15 protein-coding genes and 3 pseudogenes are annotated in these 17,751 nt (G+C 68.0%); 10 read left to right on the top strand and 8 right to left on the bottom strand.

The features are described 5' to 3' along the window. Positions 1-248: 248 nt before the first annotated feature. Both DMP15_RS25635 and DMP15_RS25630 read right to left on the bottom strand, forming a co-directional pair. Complete coding sequence (locus tag DMP15_RS25635) at positions 249-509, bottom strand: hypothetical protein (protein ID WP_337826559.1); 261 nt, start codon at positions 507-509, stop codon at positions 249-251. Continuing rightward, on the bottom strand, positions 506-910 hold the full coding sequence (locus DMP15_RS25630; protein WP_337826558.1) for a hypothetical protein: 405 nt from the start codon (positions 908-910) through the stop codon (positions 506-508). The genes DMP15_RS25635 and DMP15_RS25630 overlap by 4 nt, the downstream gene beginning before the upstream one ends. Before the next feature lie 118 nt (positions 911-1,028). On the opposite strand from DMP15_RS25630, the gene DMP15_RS25625 reads away from it, so the two are divergent. Beyond that, entirely contained in the window at positions 1,029-1,868 is an 840-nt protein-coding gene (locus DMP15_RS25625) for a hypothetical protein (RefSeq protein WP_337826557.1), read from the top strand. Continuing rightward, positions 1,865-2,671 carry a hypothetical protein gene (locus DMP15_RS25620; protein WP_337826556.1) on the top strand — a complete coding sequence of 269 codons (807 nt, stop codon included), beginning with the start codon at positions 1,865-1,867 and terminating at the stop codon, positions 2,669-2,671. The genes DMP15_RS25625 and DMP15_RS25620 overlap by 4 nt, the downstream gene beginning before the upstream one ends. A 109-nt stretch (positions 2,672-2,780) precedes the next feature. On the opposite strand, the gene DMP15_RS25615 is transcribed toward DMP15_RS25620, so the two are convergent. Continuing rightward, entirely contained in the window at positions 2,781-3,881 is a 1,101-nt protein-coding gene (locus tag DMP15_RS25615) for a saccharopine dehydrogenase family protein (protein WP_337826555.1), read from the bottom strand. After that, the gene (locus DMP15_RS25610; RefSeq protein WP_337826554.1) at positions 3,878-4,825 is read right to left on the bottom strand and encodes an alpha/beta hydrolase; all 948 of its coding nucleotides are present in this window, start codon (positions 4,823-4,825) and stop codon (positions 3,878-3,880) included. Before DMP15_RS25610 ends, DMP15_RS25615 begins: the two co-directional genes overlap by 4 nt. A gap of 62 nt (positions 4,826-4,887) precedes the next feature. Between DMP15_RS25610 and DMP15_RS25605 the strand changes: the two genes are divergently transcribed. Further along, positions 4,888-5,475 carry a TetR/AcrR family transcriptional regulator gene (locus DMP15_RS25605; RefSeq protein ID WP_337826553.1) on the top strand — a complete coding sequence of 196 codons (588 nt, stop codon included), beginning with the start codon at positions 4,888-4,890 and terminating at the stop codon, positions 5,473-5,475. Between the two features lie 1,167 nt (positions 5,476-6,642). Here the strand turns inward: DMP15_RS25605 and DMP15_RS30390 are convergent. After that, positions 6,643-7,587: pseudogene (locus tag DMP15_RS30390) on the bottom strand (IS481 family transposase); the annotation flags it as partial. Positions 7,588-7,908: 321 nt separating this feature from the next. On the opposite strand from DMP15_RS30390, the gene DMP15_RS25595 reads away from it, so the two are divergent. The 3 genes from DMP15_RS25595 (at position 7,909) to DMP15_RS25585 (ending at position 11,557) form a co-directional block, all read left to right on the top strand. Continuing rightward, positions 7,909-9,258 carry a PucR family transcriptional regulator gene (locus tag DMP15_RS25595; protein WP_337826552.1) on the top strand — a complete coding sequence of 450 codons (1,350 nt, stop codon included), beginning with the start codon at positions 7,909-7,911 and terminating at the stop codon, positions 9,256-9,258. An 84-nt stretch (positions 9,259-9,342) separates the two neighbouring features. Continuing rightward, complete coding sequence (locus DMP15_RS25590) at positions 9,343-10,917, top strand: long-chain-fatty-acid--CoA ligase (protein WP_337826551.1); 1,575 nt, start codon at positions 9,343-9,345, stop codon at positions 10,915-10,917. Next, on the top strand, positions 10,910-11,557 hold the full coding sequence (locus tag DMP15_RS25585; protein WP_337826550.1) for an FAD-binding oxidoreductase: 648 nt from the start codon (positions 10,910-10,912) through the stop codon (positions 11,555-11,557). The genes DMP15_RS25590 and DMP15_RS25585 overlap by 8 nt, the downstream gene beginning before the upstream one ends. On the opposite strand, the pseudogene DMP15_RS25580 reads toward DMP15_RS25585, so the two are convergent. Then, positions 11,486-12,419: pseudogene (locus DMP15_RS25580) on the bottom strand (IS5 family transposase). The gene DMP15_RS25585 and the pseudogene DMP15_RS25580 sit on opposite strands and share 72 nt — an antisense overlap. A 127-nt stretch (positions 12,420-12,546) precedes the next feature. Here DMP15_RS25580 and DMP15_RS25575 point away from each other — a divergent pair. Further along, a complete protein-coding gene (locus tag DMP15_RS25575; RefSeq protein WP_337826549.1) occupies positions 12,547-13,455 on the top strand; it encodes an FAD-binding oxidoreductase in 909 nt (302 codons plus the stop codon). 225 nt (positions 13,456-13,680) lie between these two features. Beyond that, on the top strand, positions 13,681-15,021 hold the full coding sequence (locus DMP15_RS25570; RefSeq protein WP_337826548.1) for an MFS transporter: 1,341 nt from the start codon (positions 13,681-13,683) through the stop codon (positions 15,019-15,021). A 211-nt stretch (positions 15,022-15,232) separates the two neighbouring features. Here the strand turns inward: DMP15_RS25570 and DMP15_RS25565 are convergent. Then, positions 15,233-15,749, bottom strand: a pseudogene (locus DMP15_RS25565) (transposase); the annotation flags it as partial. A 412-nt stretch (positions 15,750-16,161) separates the two neighbouring features. On the opposite strand from DMP15_RS25565, the gene DMP15_RS25560 reads away from it, so the two are divergent. Next, positions 16,162-16,596: a hypothetical protein gene (locus tag DMP15_RS25560; RefSeq protein WP_179761020.1), complete on the top strand. Its 435-nt coding sequence runs from the start codon at positions 16,162-16,164 to the stop codon at positions 16,594-16,596. Positions 16,597-16,825: 229 nt separating this feature from the next. Next, entirely contained in the window at positions 16,826-17,263 is a 438-nt protein-coding gene (locus DMP15_RS25555) for a BLUF domain-containing protein (protein WP_100879672.1), read from the top strand. A gap of 6 nt (positions 17,264-17,269) precedes the next feature. Here DMP15_RS25555 and DMP15_RS25550 read toward each other — a convergent pair whose 3' ends face one another. Beyond that, positions 17,270-17,731: a nuclear transport factor 2 family protein gene (locus tag DMP15_RS25550; RefSeq protein WP_073577711.1), complete on the bottom strand. Its 462-nt coding sequence runs from the start codon at positions 17,729-17,731 to the stop codon at positions 17,270-17,272. Positions 17,732-17,751 lie beyond the last annotated feature (20 nt).

Below are 17,751 nucleotides of genomic sequence, written 5' to 3'. Positions count from 1 at the left end.
GCGACGCGGGGCCGCTGGTCTCGCCGTCTCCGAGGCAGCCCGGGCAGGCCCCGGAACCGCCACAGGCCGTGCACTCGACCCCTGAGATTGAGTCGCCGTAGCCGTCACACACATCGCAGGCGCGGCTACCGGCGCAGTCGTCACACACCACTGGCGATCACCCCTGATCCGGGACACAGGTGTCCCCGTCTCGGAATTGCATGGAAGTGCCGAAAATCAGGTCCGGCCGAAAGAAGTGGGCCGCTACATCAGGCGGCCGGCCCGCTGATCGAACGGGCCCCGTTGTCGTGCTGTCTGCTTGTCAGGTCGTGCTCGGCCTGCTCCAGCACGGTGCGCAGGCGGGCGATGTCGCGACGGTCGAGGAACACCGTCACCGACCCGCCGGAGCCGGTCGCGTCGATCGTGACCCGGTCCTCGTCCGGATAGGTACGGGTCACGAACTCAGTGGTGGCGTAGACGTGGATCCCGACCGAGACCGTGGACGACGGCAAAAAGTCCGGGCGGCTCACGACTCACCCTCCCCGCCGTCCTTGCCCCGCCGCATCGGCATCGGCGCCGGGGCGGAGTGCTTGATCCCCATCGCCTTGAACGCGATCCCCGACACCGTCCGCCCGTCCGGGGACTCGATCGAGTACGGGTTGATCTTCGCGTCGATCAGCTGCACCCGCGTGTCCTCCCCGAACCCCTCCCCAGGATCAGCAGTCAGCGTCACCTTGATCTCCTCACCCTTCGGCGCCCGCTGCCCCGCCTGAACCTGCAACTTCGCGAACAACGACACCACAAACTGCGCCACCCCATCCCGATCGGTCACCGGTACATCGGCGCCGTTGGCGTCCTGGCGTGTCTTGGGTGCGGGCGGCTCCACCACCGTGAGCTTGAAGCCGTCGAGCACCACCGGAAGATCCCTCATGACTCCACCTCTCGTACGTTGATACCCCTAAACTTAGCTATCGAGTGAGTGCGTGTTCAGGGGGCTAAACCAGGATGCGCACGCTCGCCCAACTTGTCAAGGGGCCTAAACTCGGGGTGTGGCTGCTGTTGACGATGAGTTCCATGCGCTTCGCCTGGAGCCGGACCCGGTCCGGCGGGGGCGGCGTGCAACCGACCTGCTGGCGACCTACCAGCAGCGTTCGGTCGAACTCGCGCGCATCCGCCGCGCCGCGGTCGAGGAGGCCCGCGACCAGCTCGGCGGCAGCTATACCGAGGTTGCCCGGGCATTCGGTCTGACCAAGGGCCGCATCACTCAGATCCGCAGCAGCGCCCCACCAGCGCACCGGGCGTTCTTCGGCGTCGGCCCCCTGGAACTGGCGCTGCCCGGGCGCCGACTGCTCAACCGCGACGATCTCGTGATTGCCAGCGAGGACGACGCCACCGGCGTGCACCTCACCGACGAGGCCGAGCGCCTGATGTTCACCGTCGAGCGCCGCATCATCGACCCGCTACAGGAGTGGGAACCCACTGGCGACGCTGTCGTGGTCTGCGGTCCGGCGTCCGCACACGTGGGCAACGCGCTGATGGAGCGCGATCCCTTCTTCAGGATGACGATCGGCGACGGCGCACGCTGGGGGATCGTCGACGACGAGACCGGCGAGCGCCTGGTGTCCCCGATGGACGATCCCGAGCCGCGCCGGGCCGACATCGCCTACCTCGCGCGCCACGTGATGCCCACCGGTGCGGTCGTCGTCCACATCGCCGGGCTGCACGCCTTGGGGTCTGTGGGGGCCGCGCACTACCTCACCGAGCACGTCGTGGACCTGTGGGCGGAGCTGGGGGAGGAGTCGTTCAGCATGGTCCTCAGCGGTGAGTTTGACGAGCTGACCCCCACCACGCTGAAAGTGCTCGCCCCTCCGCGACGATGGCCCCGATGAGCACCCACGGCGCATCGCTACCCGGGGCAACGGGCCCCGGACAGGACCGCTGGGCAGCCACCCCGAACGGGCTGATCGTGCTCGACGGCGCGACGGCCATCGCCCCCGGCGTCCCGCCAGCAGAGCAGTACGTCGGGGCCCTGCTCGACGCCCTCCGTACGGGCCTCAGCTCCACGTCGGACCTGCGGACGGTCATCGCCGATGCCATCGACTGCGTGTCTTCCGAGCTCGACCTGACCCCGGGCGACGGCCCGTCCTCAACGGTCGCTCTGCTGCGGTGGACTGACCACGGTGTCGACGCTGCTGTGCTAGGCGACAGCACGATCATCCTGGGCTGCCGCGGTGGCCACGAGGTCCGGCTCTGTGACGAGAGGCTGGAGTCCGTCGCGCCCGTTCAGCGTCAGAGCTATCGCGAGCGGCTGCGGCGGGGGAGTGGCTATGACGAGACCCACCGGCAGCTCCTGGCCGATCTCCAGGTCATCGAGCGTCGCGCTCGGAACTCCGACGACGGCTACTGGATCGCCGAAGCCACCCATGAGGCGGGCCATCACGCCACCGTCCACCACATCGACGCCGACGAACTCCACTGGGCCGTGCTCGCCACCGACGGCGCCCAGCGCACCATCGACCACCTACACATGGCCTGGTCCGTCATCGCTGCCAAGAGCGATGACGAGATACTCGGCCTCCTTCGCGGCCTACACCGTTGGGAAGCTGAGCGAGACCCGGATGGCCGGGACCTCCCCAGGGCCAAGCGCCATGACGACAAGACCGTCGCTACCTGGCATCCCGACACCCGCTGACCGCCCGACATCGACCTGGTCTTGAGCCGGCCCGCCCGCGGTGAGGTGCATGACCTGGTTGTCGCCCCAGAAACTTGCCGTGACTAGAAGGTCGGACGCTTCTGAGTGTTCAGGTGGTCGTTCGGCGCAGCCCGATCTGGGCGCATTCGTTCTCGATCACGCTCAGGTCGAAGGCCTCGATCGGTCCGACGACGCCCGGCAGGTGCGCGGCCCCTGTGTCGAGGAGCTGTGCTGCGAGGGCGAGCAGCTCGCCGGTGAGGGAGTAGATGCTGGGCCCTTCGAGGTGGATCTCGCTGAGTGTGTTGTCGGCGCTGTCGGTGGCTCGTGCGACCGCGTGGGTGAGGGTGCGGGCGCGTTCGGCCTCGTCCGGGCCGCCGGCGGGCCCGGTTGCGAGTGTGCTGATCCGGTCGACGAGTCGGGCACCGGCAGGTCGGCGGGTGAGCTGGTTGGCGAGCGCGGAGGTGACGGTGATGGCCCGGCTCAGAGCGGGAAACCAGCCGTTGTAGACCTCGACGGATGTGAGAGAGGGATGGGCGGCGGGCAGGACGAGGACCTCGGTCCCGGACACGAGGAAGCCCGTACGCCGGCGACCTCGGACCCGGAACGTGCTCACGGCACTCGCTGTGCGGACGTCGGTGAGATGTTTGTCGCGCCAGACCGTCGTGGGGAGGGTGAGGCCGTCAGCCATCGTCGTGCGGGTGCCGTGGCTGAGCCCGTTGCGCAGTGAGCCGGTGGCGAAGTAGCCGATCTCCAGGCGCTGCGCGGTTGGTGCCTCGGCGAGGGCGAGGGCGCCGGCCAGGGTGCCGGGTACGTAGTCGTATCCGAACGCGGGCAGCATCGTCGCACCGTGTCGGCGAGCCACGTCGTCGTACCGTCGGTGGATCTCGCGTACGAAGCCGACCTCGCCGGTGGAGTCGACGTAGTGGGCGCCGACGGACGCTGCGGCCTCGGCGACGAGGTACCCGAAGCGCTCGAACGGGCCGACCGTGGTCAACAGGGTGTCACCCGGACCGACGAGGGTTCGCACGCTCTCCGGGTCGGTCACATCGGCGGTGGCCCACTGCAGCCCGCCGAGGTCGTCGGCGAGCCGGGCGAGCTCGTCGGCGCGGCGGCCGGCGAGGACGGGCCGGACCCCTCGCCGTAGCAGTGCCTCGACGGCGAGCCGGCCGGTGTATCCGGTGGCGCCGAGGACGACGATCGTGCCGCTCACGGCCGGGCGCTCTTCGCGACGAAGGCGTCGATCGCCTCGACCATCTGGTCGAGTGCGGGTTGCTCGATGGGGTAGTGGCCGCCGTTGTCGAGCATGACCGTGGTGACCGGAACCCCGGTGATCTGAGCGAGGAACGGTTCGGACAGGTGCAGCGGCGTCCACCGGTCGGCGGCGGGCTGGGTGAGCAGCACCGGGCAGACATCGAAGTCACGCGGTTCGACGGCGGGCTGGTAATTGAGGTAGCTCGACAGGAACGTCGTGGTGGCCTTGTTCCCGGCCGAAGTCGGGTCGGCGTAGAAGACCCGGGCGGCTGCGCGGTCGTTGACCAGCGCTCGCATCTTGCTCACCAGCCGCATGGGCAGACGCAGCGTCCGTAGCGGGGTGGCGGACAGGAGCCTCATCACCCCGGCGCCGACGAGGCCACTGATCGGATCGAAGGAGGTCTCGACGCGGACCCGCAGGGAACGCTGGTCGAGGAAGGTCATGCCGACGATGCCGGCGACCTTCTTGTTCACCGCGGCGACGTGGTAGGTCTCCATGCCGCCGGCCGAGAGACCGTAGAGGACGATCGGGCGGTCGTCCTTGGCCAGCTCGGCGTCAACGAGGTCCGACCCGATCTGCACCCAGTCGTCGTAGGTCACGAGGGCGCCGGGTGCGACCTCGGTCACCCCGTAGGTCGGCATATCCACGGCGATCGTCTCGTAGCCGCGCGCGGCGAGGGGGCGGCCGAGGATCGTGGACATCTGACGGCCGTTGGTGCCGACGCCGTGGAAGAGGATCACTTTCACCGGGGCGTCCGCGTTGCGGTAGGTGTCGAGATGGATCCGGTGGCCGAGGTGGTGGTCCCACCACTCCTCGGCCGGGACGGTCGCCTCGGTCAGGCGGAAGGACTCGGGCAGGAACTCCTGGATCTGCCGCCAGGCCGGCTGCTCCGCGTAGGTCATGTCGCCGACTATGGACACCCCCACGTCTTAACGCAAGTGGTACTTGCGTTTATAGTGAGGTAGTGAACACGAGCCCGAAGCAGCGACCGGGTGGCCGGACCGCCCGTACGCGCGCCGCCGTCCTCGATGCCGCGTCGACGCTGCTACTGGAGGTAGCTCCCGGCGACCTCACCGTCGGCCAGATCGCCACCCGTGCCGGCGTCAACGAGACGACCGTCTACCGCAAGTGGGGCACCAAGGAGGCACTGCTGGCCGACGTGCTGATGACGCTGTCCGGGGAACAGCTCGTCGCGCCCGACACCGGATCTCTGCGCGGCGACCTCGTAGCCGTGATCGGGACGGTCGCGGAGTTCCTCCGCACGCCGGCCGGCTACGCACTCGCCTACCTCGGGGCCACCTCGGAGGACGAGACCTCACGAGTTCTGCGCGACACCTTCTGGGCCGATCGCTTCGAGCGTGCCCAGGTCATCTTCGACCGCGCCGCCCAGCGCGGCGAGATACCGGATCCCGCAGTTGCGCCACTTGTGTACGAAGCACTGATCGGGACCATGCATTTCCGCATCCTCGCCCGGCGCCGCCCACTCGACGACGACATCGCCCAGCATCTCGTGAACCTCGTCCTGGACGGTGTCCTGCAAGCCCCGCGGTAGCGCGATGTCCATCGCCTGCCCGGCGGATTGCGAGGTATCCGCGGATGTCAACGGCGATCACCCGTGCACGGCAGTAGGCGTGAGGATCCGTGGCTGGCGACAACTCACGCCGTCTCCCCTGGTCCGGTGTCTGGGCTCCGTCCGTGTCGATCCAGCGCCCGACAACCCTGGCATCCGCCCAGCCGCCCTGTCGCCCGTGTCTGGGTTCAGATGATGCGGGACGGGTTGGCTTCAGATGATCGGTAACTGCTCCTAGCCAGTTGTTCGGTCTCGGACACCGTAGGCCTTGAAGCGGGTCAGGGGCCGGGTGCTGGTGCGGGGGATCTGGGTGATCACGTGCTGGGCGTGTTCGTCGTAGACGGTCAGGGTGGTCTCGCCGATCTCGATGGTGACGAGCTGTCCGGCGTAGCGCTGGCCGACCAGGACGCGCTGGTTGATGACCTGGGTGGCGCCCTGGGAGGAGACCCGGCGTTGGGTGCGGGCGGGGCGGTCGTCGGCGGCCGGTAGTGGGCCGGCGGCATGAGCGCCGCGGAGTTTGCGCCGCTGGGCCGGGGTGAGTTCCAGGGTGGTGGTGCGGGTGCGGACGCCGTCGACGATGACGTGGGCCAGCCCGTGTTCGAGGTGGATGGTGACGCGGCGGCCGGCGTGTTGGGCGCCGACGTTGAGGTGGGTCCCGGCGACCGAGACACCGCCGGTGTAGTTCGCGGTGCGGTGGATCTGCAGCGGGCCGGGATGGGTGCGGTCGGCGGCGGGCAGGACCGGGGCCGGTCCGGCAGGGCGGGCGCCCTCGGTGCGCAGGCGGGCCAGGTGGGTGGTGGTCATTCGCGAGGGCACGGTCTTGTGGTGGACGCCGTCGAAGCTGAGATGGACGGTGGTGGTGTCGATCCAGAGGGTGGCGATCCGCCCGGTCAGGGCGGTGCCCAGCCAGAACTGTTGACCGCAGACTCCGAGGTTGCCCGAGGCGGGGACGACGCGTTCGATCTCGACCGCGGCCGTGGAGACGGGAAGGGCCGGCGGCGGTGACCGGACCGGGGCCGGGACGGGGGCCGGCTGTTCGGCGGGTGGGACTGGGGCGGCGGTCTCGGACAGATCGTCCGGGTCGTCCGGGAGCGGGTCGTGGTCGTCGGGTTCGGGCAGGCCGGTGAGTTCGGGCGGGCTCCAGATCCGGGGTGCGGGGTCCGGGCGCTGCTGGGCCGTGGGGAAGTGGGTGGCCGGGCTGGTCATGGCCCGGGCCTGGTGGGGGCGGTGGTGGTTGTAGTCGGCGACCCAGTGCTCGATCGCGGCCTGGGCGGCGTCGAGGGAGTCGAACGGGCCGTGGTCGTCGAGGAGTTCGGCCTGGATGCTGTGGTGCCAGCGTTCGATCTTGCCGGTGGTGGTCGGGGACCGGACCTTGGTCAGTAGGTGGTCGATGCCGTTGCGGCGGCAGATCCGGTCGAAGAGCACCTCGACCCGGCGGGGTCGGGCGAAGCGGCCGGTGAACTGGCGTCCGTTGTCGGTCAGAACCTGCTCGGGGGTGCCGTAGCGGGTCATGGCGTCGCAGAACGCGCGGCAGACCGCGCGGGAGGTGGCGCGTTCGACCACGGCGGCGATCACGACGAAGCGGGAGTGGTCGTCGATGCCGGTGACGAGCTTGACCTCCCGGGCCCCACCGTGCGCGGTGGGGTCGGTGATCCAGACCGAGCCCATGATGTCGAGCTGCCAGAGCTGCATCGGCTCAGGTCGTTCCCAGCGCTGGTAGTCGCCCCGTGCCCGGCGCCGCGATGTGGGGACGATCAGATTGTTGCGCACCAGGGTCCGGTAGATCGACGACCGTGACGGTGGGGTCAGGCCGGTGCGGGCGAGTTCGTGGCCCAGCCGGCGTGGGCCCCACCGGGGGTGGTTGCGGCGCATCTCGCAGATCAGGGCCTCGACCTGCTCGTCGAGCTGCCACGGGTGGCGGTGCGGACGATGGGAACGATCGGCCAGCCCGGCCAGGCCCTCTTCGCGGTAGCGGCGCACCCAGGCGTGCACCGTCTTGCGCGAGACCCCGTAGCGGGCGGCGACCTCGACCACCGGGGCGCGGGCCGAGACCACCTCCATCACCGCGTGATAGCGCTGCTCCACGACGCTCAACTCCACGAGCATCAGTCCTGGCCCCTCCCGCACGACGACCGTCGTGCACAGCAGAGACCAGGAGCGGAGCGTTACCCCTCATCTGGAGCCAGCGTGTTACCCATCAAGCGGAACCCGACACCGCCCTGTCGCCCGCTGTGTTTAGACCTTCCTCTCGTTATCAAGGCGGCGCTCCGCGCCGCTGTCCCGGGCTGTGGTCAGGCTCGGCGCGCGGCGCTGGGGCATGCGGCCTTCGGCCGGTCCCCAGCGCCGCGCGCCGAGCAAGAGCGCTACTACGTGCTGCGGTGCGCGCAGCTAGTCCACCGGCGGTTGCGGCGACTTGTGCCCGACCTGCGCGGCGGCGGTAGCCTCAGTCGCTTCCTTCAGTTCTCGCTCCTTGCAGGTGATCGAATGGTCGACAGGCCGGACGGAAACTATGACTTGGCGCTCGAGATCGGTGCCGAGTCGCTAGCTGTCGCCCTAGAGCCGTCGCTCGACGATGTCGTTCGCCGTGCTGTGGACGACATCTGGCGGCAGGTCCCCGCATACGCAGGAAGCGACGACGGCGAGCTGCGCGACAATGTCACGGCCCACGTAGGGTCGGTGTTTCGTACGGTACTGGCTACGATCTCAGAGGGGCGTCCGGCGTCCCGTCCGGACTTCGCGCCGAGCGCAGAGCAGGCACGGAGGCGTGTCGGGCAGGGCGTGTCGCTGTCGGATTTCCTCCAAGCGTTCCGGATCGGGCAACTGAACCTTTGGCAGGGTCTGTTGGCGGTCTCGAAGCAGCGCCCGGGGTCCGGCGACACGGCGTTGTCGCTCGTTGCGCACGTCATGCAGGTGATCGAGGTGGGCAGCTCGGTGGCTGCGGAAGCCTATCTCGCTGCGCAGCAGTACCAGCTGGCCGAGTACGACCGGGTCCGCCGCGACCTGCTCGAAGACTTGCTCGCACGGCGAGACTGTTCGTCAGGCGTACGCCAGTCAATTCTGCGGGCATCCGGTCTCGGCCCGTCGACCCGACTGATAGCCCTGTCGGCTGCGCCCGTGCAGCAGCTACCGGGGGAACGCACGCTGGGCGACGTGGTGGCTGCGGTCCAGCTCGCCGCCGGCCCCGGCTTCCAAGGACTGACCGTCGTCCGGCATGACGAGATCGTCGGAATTGCACCGGTACCGACCCGTGGGGTGCGACCGTTGGTCGACGTTCACGAGCGCACAGTGGAGCAGCTTGAGCGGCAGGGCATCCGGCTGTCCATAGGTGTCAGCACGGTGTACTCCGGTCTCGCCGAGGCGCCGGAGGCGTACGCCGAGGCATGCGTTGCCCGCGATGGCCTCAACGGGCGGACCGGGGTTCTCGCCTTGCCGATGCTGTCAAGCCTGGACTACCTGATGCTGCGAGACGACGGGACCGCGCGTCGGCTGATCCACCCTGAACTGCGACGATTCGTCGAGGAGGATCAGTCCGCCGGTGGCTATATGGTGGCCACACTCCTGGAGTACGCCGCTAGCGACCTCAACGCCAAGGTCGCTGCCGAGCGGCTGCACGTACACGTCAACACTGCTTACTACAGACTCGATCGAATCGCTGCGCGTACCGGACGAGACATGCGCAAGCTCGCAGACATACAAGAGTTGCTGATCGCCATTCGCCTGTTGTTGGGGCGACGTCCCGAGAGGATCTCACCCGACAGCTTGTGACTCGATCTCAGCCAGCCTTGTGGTCCGGCCACTATCCGTGTCCGGCCGCACCGGGCCACGGTGTGGTGTCTCACCCACAGAGCCGTGGAGATCCGGATGTTCAATCTCGCTGTCCTGCTCGAACATGCCGCGCGTGAGTTCCCCGATCGTGATGCGGTGGTGCTCGGTGACGAGCGCCTGAGCTACGCCCAGCTCGACCGAGCTACGGACGAAGTGGCGCGAGGGCTGCTGGCTCGTGGCGTTCGACCGGGTGACCGCGTCGCATTGACGTGTCCGAACGTGCCCGCCTTTCCGGTCGCCTACTACGGCGTTCTGAAGGCCGGAGCGGTTGTCGTCCCATTGAACGTGCTGCTGACCGCGCGCGAGATTGCTTTCCACCTCGAGGACTCGGGAGCGAAGACGTACCTGTGTTATGAAGGCACCGCTGACCTCCCGTCTGGAAGGAGCGGGTGGTCGGCGTTCCAGTCCGCAGCGGGCTGCGTGCATTTCGTACTTATTCGGGCAAGTGCGCCCCGTCAGCTGGAACACACTGAGGTGTCGACGCTCGACGACCTGCGGCGCTGGGGAGTGCAGGAGTCTGCAACCCCACCCATTTGCGAAACTGACACGGCGGTGGTTCTCTATACGAGCGGAACAACCGGAAAGCCAAAAGGCGCGGAGATGACTCACAGCAACCTGGTGCTTAATGCGCTTCTCGTTGATCGGGTGGTCGGTCGCCACTCGCACGACGTACACTTGGCCTCGCTGCCGCTCTTCCACTCGTTCGGTCAGACGGTCCAGATGAACGCGGGCTTCGCGAACGGCGCGACGATCGTCCTCCAGCCGCGCTTCGACGCCGCCGAAGCATTCCAAATCATGCGTCGTGAGAAGATTACGGTATTCGCCGGCGTGCCGACCATGTTCTGGCAATTGCTTAAGCACGCGCGGGAACGACTCGCCCCGTCAGACGTTGACCATGCGTTGCGGGTATGCCTCGCTGGTGGCGCTCCGCTCCCGATCGAAGTGCTTACTGGTCTTGAGCGGACTTTCGGCGTGCCAATCCTCGAAGGGTACGGCCTGTCGGAGACCAGCCCGATTTCCACATTCAATCGGCTCGACGAGCCACGCTGTCCCGGATCGGTCGGGCGGCCGGTATGGGGTGTGGAGGTGAGAATCCGTTCAGCGGACGGGAGCCAGGCGGCCCCCGAAGAACTCGGAGAGGTGTGTATCCGTGGCCACAACGTGACCAAGGGTTACTTGAACCGCCCTCAATCCACGGCTGATGCCATCGATGCCCACGGCTGGTTTCGGACCGGGGACATCGGCAAGCAGGACGCGGCCGGCTGCGTCTATATTGTCGACCGCAGCAAAGAGATGATCATCCGCGGCGGCTTCAACGTGTACCCGAGAGAGGTCGAGGAAGTGCTCGTGACTCATCCGGCTGTGAGCCTCGCGGCCGTAGTGGGGGTGCGCGACGAGCAATACGGCGAGGAGGTTAAGGCGTATGTCATTTGCGAATCCGGCGCCGAGATAGGCGAGGACGAATTGATTGCGTGGTGCAAGGATAACCTGGCGGCCTACAAGTACCCAAGGTTCGTCGAGTTTCGCGACACGCTGCCTATGACGGCCACCGGAAAGATCCTCAAGCGCGAACTAACGAAGGAGACAACGCATGCGTGAAAGCGGAAACGACGCGACCACGGAGACCGCGCGGACGCGTTCCTGGTGGGGATGGGGCACCATCGAAGATGCAGCCACCGGGCCAGAACTCGAGGCCTTGCTGGCGCGGATCACCGCACTGCTGCCTAACGCCGACCTGACCGACCACCAACCGCCCGAGGTCACGGCGCTGAACCTTCCAGCGGCACGTGCGACGCCGCCTTCCTCTCTGGCCTCCTTGTGCTCGGACGACCTGCTTGACCGTGCATCGCATGCGCACGGCAAAGGATTTCGCGACGTGGCCCGGAACCTGCAGGGAGACATGTCCCACGCACCGGACCTTGTGATTCGACCACAGAACGAGCAGGACATCATCGACGTGCTCGACTGGTGCACCGAGAACCGCCACGCCGTGATTCCCTACGGTGGCGGTAGCTCGGTTGTCGGGGGCGTCGAGCCCCGGTTCACCGATTTCCCGGCTACGGTCACGCTGGATCTCGGGAGGCTCAATCAGGTCCTCGAGATCGACCACACCAGCAGGGCGGCCCGGATCCAGGCCGGCGTCCTGGGCCCCGATCTGGAGAATGCGCTACGCCCCCACGGACTCTCTTTGCGCCACTTTCCTCAGAGCGTGTTTGAGAAGATCAAGTCGCGGGTGTGAAGACGTATTTCTGTTGGCGGGCGGCCGGCTTGCCGCGGGCGATGCGGCGGGTGATGGTGTTGATCGCGGCCCAGCGGATCATGGCCTCGGAGACGGCGGGGTGGCGTTCGTAGTCGCGGGCCAGACGGCGGTGTGCGGTCAGCCAGGCCAGTGTCCGCTCGACCACCCAGCGGCGCGGGAGGACGGCGAACCCGCGCTGCTCAGGCGGTTTGCGCACGACCTCGACGCTGGTGCGCAGGATCGTGTTCGCCCACTCCAGCAGGCGTCCGGCGAACCCGGCGTCGGCGTAGACGAACCGCACCCTGGTGCGCAGGTACAGGTCGAGCAGGATCGACTTCGCCCCGTCGCGGTCCTGCACCGACGCCGAGCACACCACCGTGGTCAACAGCAGGCCCAGGGTGTCGGTCACGATGAACCGCTTCCGGCCGTTGATCTTCTTCCCTGCGTCGAAGCCGCGCGAGTCCTGCCCGACGGTGTCGGCACCCTTCACCGACTGCGAGTCGATGATCCCCGCGCTCGGTTCCGGGTCCCGCCCCTCGTCGGCACGTAGCTGACGGCGCACGACCGGGAGGATCTTCTCGGTGACCTTCTGCTGTTCCCACCGGTTGAAATACCAGTAGACGGTCTGCCAGGGCGGGAAGTCCGCTGGTAGAGCCCGCCAAGCGCACCCCGCCCGCACGACGTAGAGGATCGCGTCGACCACGTCCCGGCGCGGGTGCTTCTCCGGACGCCCACCCGCCCCGGCCTCGGGCAACAGCGGTTCGATCAACGCCCACTGCTCATCGCTGGTGTCCGAGGGATACCGCCGCTGACGCCGAGCCACCCGTCCACGATGGACCAGAGCGCGGCCCGCGCGGCGCAGACACGCCGACCCTTCTCAAACACGGTCTCAGTCCTTCGAGTTTTCGACGCTCGGCGGCTGGCTGGCGACCAGGGCTGGTGGACACTATGCGACCCGGCTGACCCATATCGATGACATGGTCGAGTCCATGCGCGTGGTCAGCCCGACCGGGGTCGGCGAGTCGTGGCGGCTACCCGGCTCGGGCGCCGGCCCATCACCCGACCGGATGTTCCTTGGATCGGAGGGCACTCTCGGATTAATCACCGAGGCCTGGATGCGGCTGCAGGAACGACCGGTACACCGCGCCGGAGCGTCGGTGATTTTCGACTCGTTCGAGGAAGCTGTGGAGGCTACCCGAGCCGTCGCGCAGAGCGGCCTAGACCCTGCCAACTGCCGCTTGCTCGACACGGTTGAAAGCGCGCTCAACGCCGGGATCACGACGGGGGGCGGGGTGCTCGTGCTCGGGTTCGAGTCCGCAGATCACCCGGTCGACACCCATCTGGCCCGAGCTACCGAGCTGTGCCGACAGCACGGCGGCACGGTCCACGACCCCGTGGAGAACCGGAGCGCTAGCCCCGCACAGGCGTGGCGGACGTCGTTCCTGCGCATGCCCTACCACCGGGATGCGCTGGCGAGGCGATCGATGATCCTCGAGACCTTTGAGACCTCCTGCACGTGGGATGCCTTCCCCGCGTTGCACGCTGCCGTCACCGAGGCAGCGCAGCACGCGTTCGCAGACGTCACGGGCTCAGGCCTGCTCACCTGCCGGTTCACGCATGTGTACCCGGACGGCCCGGCGCCCTACTACGGCGTCTACGCCCCTGGCAAATGGGGGAGCGTCTTGTCCCAATGGGACGAGATCAAGTCGGCAGTATCGGAGGTTCTCGTCAAGCACCACGCGACGATCACCCACCACCACGCCGTCGGTCGCGATCATCGACCCTGGTACGACCGGCAGCGGCCGGAGCTGTTCGCGAGCGCACTCGCCGGCGCCAAACGAGCGCTCGACCCAGCCGGTGTCCTCAACCCGGGAGTGCTGTTGCAGCCCGCCAGCTGAGGCGACCTGACGATCAGGAGTCGGGGCACGGGCGGCTACGGGCCGCCCGGCTCGCGATGCACGTGTCCGCGTCAGTTGCGGTACCGAGAACACATCGTCAGCGGTGCCCGCCATGGACGAGCCCGTTGCTTCTACACGGTCCGAGCCTTGGCCAGTTCACTCCCAGTTTCGGGCCATTCGTGCGGCCACACGTCAATCACCCCATTTTCCCGGGAGGACCGAGAAATGGAGCTCTACGAGAACGGCAGCGCCGAGGCGGCTCCGGCCCCCGTAACCGCCTCGACCCGCCGCCGAGCGATAGTCGCGGCATCCATCGGGAACGCCGTAGAATGGTACGACTACACGGTATACGGATACCTCGCGGCGACACTCGGAGTGATCTTTTTTCCGTCTACCGACCCGACTGCGTCAATACTCGCCTCGTTCGCCGCATTCGCCCTGGCCTTCATCGTCAGACCGATCGGAGGCATAGTCTTTGGCAGCATCGGCGACCGGATCGGCAGGCAGAAGACGTTGGCCGCGGTCGTCATACTGATCTCCGTAGCAACCTTCGTGACCGGACTTCTACCCGGCTACGCGAGCATCGGCGTCGCGGCGCCCGTCCTTCTGGTGCTCCTTCGGATCATCCAGGGCCTCTCAGCCGGTGGAGAGGTCGGCGGTGCGGTGGTCTTCCTCGCCGAGTACGCCCCGGCGCACCGCCGCGGGTTTCAAGTCGGATGGGTGAACATGTCGGCACTGCCTGGTGCGTTCGCCGGGGCAGTCTTCGTCACCGTACTGAGCGCGACACTGTCGCAGGAGGAGATGGTCACTTGGGGATGGCGCGTGCCGTTCCTACTCGCGCTCCCGCTCGGGCTCATCGGTCTCTACCTGCGCCTGAAGGTTGAAGACACTCCCGAGTTCCGGGCCTTGGTCGCCGCCGGTGAGCACACCGGCTCCCCGTTGCGCGAGACTGTGAAGGGGAACGTTCGTGGCATCACTCTTTGTCTCGCCCTCACTACGATGCATGCGGCAGGCTTCTACATGGTCCTGACATACATTCCCACCTATCTGGCGACGGTCCACAATTTCGAACGCGGCAGCGCGCTGGTCATGATGATGATTGCCCTCGGAATCGCGATCGCCGTCATCCCGATCACAGCCTCGCTGTCCGACCGGATCGGCCGGCGGCCGGTCGTCGCCGCAGCGTGTATCGGCTATATTCTTCTTGCCTACCCGATCTTCGTGCTGATGTCGTCGGGCGACACCGGAAGCGTGATCTTGTCCCAGGTACTGCTGGGTCTTCTTTTCGGCACGTTCTCCGGCGCGCCTTTCGCGGCGATGATTGAGCTGTTCGCCACGCGCGTCCGTTACACGGCGTTCTCAATCGGTTACAATATATCGATTGCACTATTCGGGGGCACAACGCCCATGATTTCGGTTTGGCTAGTCGCGATCACCGGTATCGACGTCGCTCCGGCACTGATACTCATTGCGGCCGGTGTCGTGTCACTCGTCGCCGTCAGCTTGATCCCCGAGACCGCCAGGCTTCCGCTCGGCAGTTTGGGATCAGTCGGTCGAAGCACGTAATTCGGGTGGTTTGAAGGGGTACGGATGCCCGCCAGTCGCGCATCAGTCCTGGCGGTCTCAGTTCACCTAAAGCCGAGCATGCCCTCGCCGGGCGGGCAGGATGCTCCTGACTTGTCCTGTCAAGAAACGATGACCGGGGTGTCCTTCGTCCGCTGGGATGGTCCGTGGGGCAGGCAGGCGCTTCAACCCCGCTGCGCGCGCCTGCGGCGTTTCAGGGTTGACCCGCCCACCTGCCCCACTGGGTGAGCTGGGACGACGAGGACGGGTAGGTGTGAGCAGCGCCTGGTAGAACTCGCGCCAGGTAGCGCTTGAGGCACCGGATGATGTCGTTCTTGGACAGGCCCTCCGCGGTGCGCCGGTCGAAGTAGGCGCGAGTGCGTGGATCACAGCGCATCCGGGACAGCACCACGGCGTGGAGCGCGTTGTTCGCGCCGCGGTCACCGCCGCGGTTCAGCCGGTGGCGGATGGTCTTGCCGCTGCTGGCCGGGATCGGAGCGACGCCGCAAAGATGGGCGAACGCGGCCTCCGAGCGCATCCGCTGCGGGTTGGCCCCGGCGGTGGTGAGCAACTGGCCGGCGACTTCGGTGCCGACCCCCACCAGCGCGAGCAGGCGCGGCGTCGGTGACGAGCCCGTGCAGGTCGCGGTCGGCGTCGCGGATCTCATCGGTGAGGTGCTGGTAGCGCACGGCCAAGCGGCGCAACGCCAGAACCACGGCGGCGCCGGGATCGTGCAGCGGGCCACGGGGCTTGAGACCAGCGCCGGTTGCCCCCACGGCACAGCAAGGTCGGGTGGGGCCACTGTCGACGGGATGGCACCAGGCGCCTTCTGCGGTGGGCGGGCAGAGCCGGAGGGCGTTCGTCAGTTGTTCGTCAGCAGATTCACTACGGGCGATAGGCAGCGACAGGTGTTAACCCACGTTCACGCAGGTCACGCCGTATGCGATCGCGAACACCGCAGGTCCGTGGATCGTGCTGATTCGTTCCGGTTCAACGTCTGACCCGCGGCGGTCCCGCCCGTCATCCCTCATCAGAAGGGGTGACGATCCGGCGTACACGCTGACCGTCGTCGCGCCACCCACGACACTGTGGGCCGGCCCCGGGGCGGGGCCGGTGTGACCGGCTGGGGGAACGACGATGGGCATGGGCCGCTTCGCCGTGGCGGCCGTCGTCGCCGCCGTGTTCGCCACCAGCGCGTGCGCCGCCGCGTCCGGCGCCGAGCGGGTCACCACCCCGGAGTCCGCGGCCGCTTCGGTGTCCGTCCCGTTCGCGCCCGCCGCCGGTGTGCTGTCCCGGGCCGAGCCGGGTGCGGCGGTGGACGGCGCGATCGTCGCGGCCCGCCGGGCGATGGACCGGGCTGCGGCCGCCGAGGCGCGGGCGGCGGAGGAGAGCCGGGCGAGGACGTCCGGTGACGACTGCGCGGCACGGGCGATGGCCGCCGGGCGGTTCGACCCGTCGTGCTCGGCATACCAGGGGTATCTCGACCCGGGCACGTCCGCGGGCCGGGCGCCGACCAGCGGCGAGACCCAGATGCAGTACCTGTGCGAGCGGGGTCTGGTGCCCCGGAGCGACTGCTGACCCGTCGCGGCGCCCGGCGCGACGTCACCGACGGGGGCGCTCCGCTGCCGGTCCGGTTCGACGGGGCCCGCTGCCGCCCGATCTCCCGACGCGCTGTCTCATATCGCGACACCGCAGTGTGTCCCACGCCACTACCGTCGGATCCGCCGTGACGATCACCCGGGTCCGGGCTCGTGACGGTTCCGCGCCCGACCCGGTGACGCGGCCCGACCGACACGGGGGAACCCACATGGCCGAGCAGGTCCACCGGTTGATCTACCGCAGTCACAGCACGGTGCCGCGCGAGCGCCGCGACGAGGTTCTCGCCGAGATCTTCGACGTGGCCCGGTCGAAGAACAAGAAGGCCGGTGTCACCGGGGCGCTGCTGATCTCCGACAACTGGTTCGTCCAGACCCTGGAGGGCGACGAGACGGTCGTCACCGAGCTCTTCGAGAAGATCCGGGAGGACGACCGGCACACCGATGTGTCGGTCGTCGAGTCGGCGACGGTGGAGGACCGGGTGTTCTCCCGCTGGTCGATGGCCCGCATCTCCCCGATCGGGCGCTCGGACATCCCGCTGCACGACGTCGAGGGCCGCATCCGGCCCGCCGCGCCGGACCAGCCCGGGCGGGAGCAGCAGGACCTGCTCACCCGGATGCGGAACACCATCGGCGCCGACTTCGTCTGACCCCGCTCACCGCAGCGGGATGTCGACACCCCGCTCGGACTCGGGGCGCGGGCCGTGGATCCGCCGCTCCGCCTCGGTGATCGGGACGTCGTTGATGCTGGCCTCGCGCCGCCGCATGAGTCCCAGCTCGTCGAACTCCCACAGCTCGTTTCCGTAGCTGCGCCACCATCGGCCGTCGGCGTCGCGGGACTCGTACTGGAATCGGACGGCGATGCGGTTGTCGTCGAACGCCCACAGGCTCTTGCGCAGCGCGTAGTCCTGCTCGCGCTGCCACTTCGCCGTCAGCAGCTCGACGATCTCCTGCCGGCCGGTGGCGAAGGTGTCGCGGTTGCGCCACACCGAGTCCGGTGTGTACGCGCCCGCGACGCGCTCGGGGTCCCGGGTGTTCCAGGCGTCCTCGGCGGCCTGCACCTTCTGGCGCGCGGTCTCCGCGGTGAACGGCGGGTAGGGCGGACGGCCATCGGTCACGACTGTCTCCTCGGTCAGTC

The sequence above is a fragment of the Pseudonocardia sp. UM4_GMWB1 genome (assembly GCF_017312155.1).
GTDB classification, from domain to species: domain Bacteria; phylum Actinomycetota; class Actinomycetes; order Mycobacteriales; family Pseudonocardiaceae; genus Pseudonocardia; species Pseudonocardia alni.
This window is presented reverse-complemented; position numbering and strand designations above follow the sequence as displayed.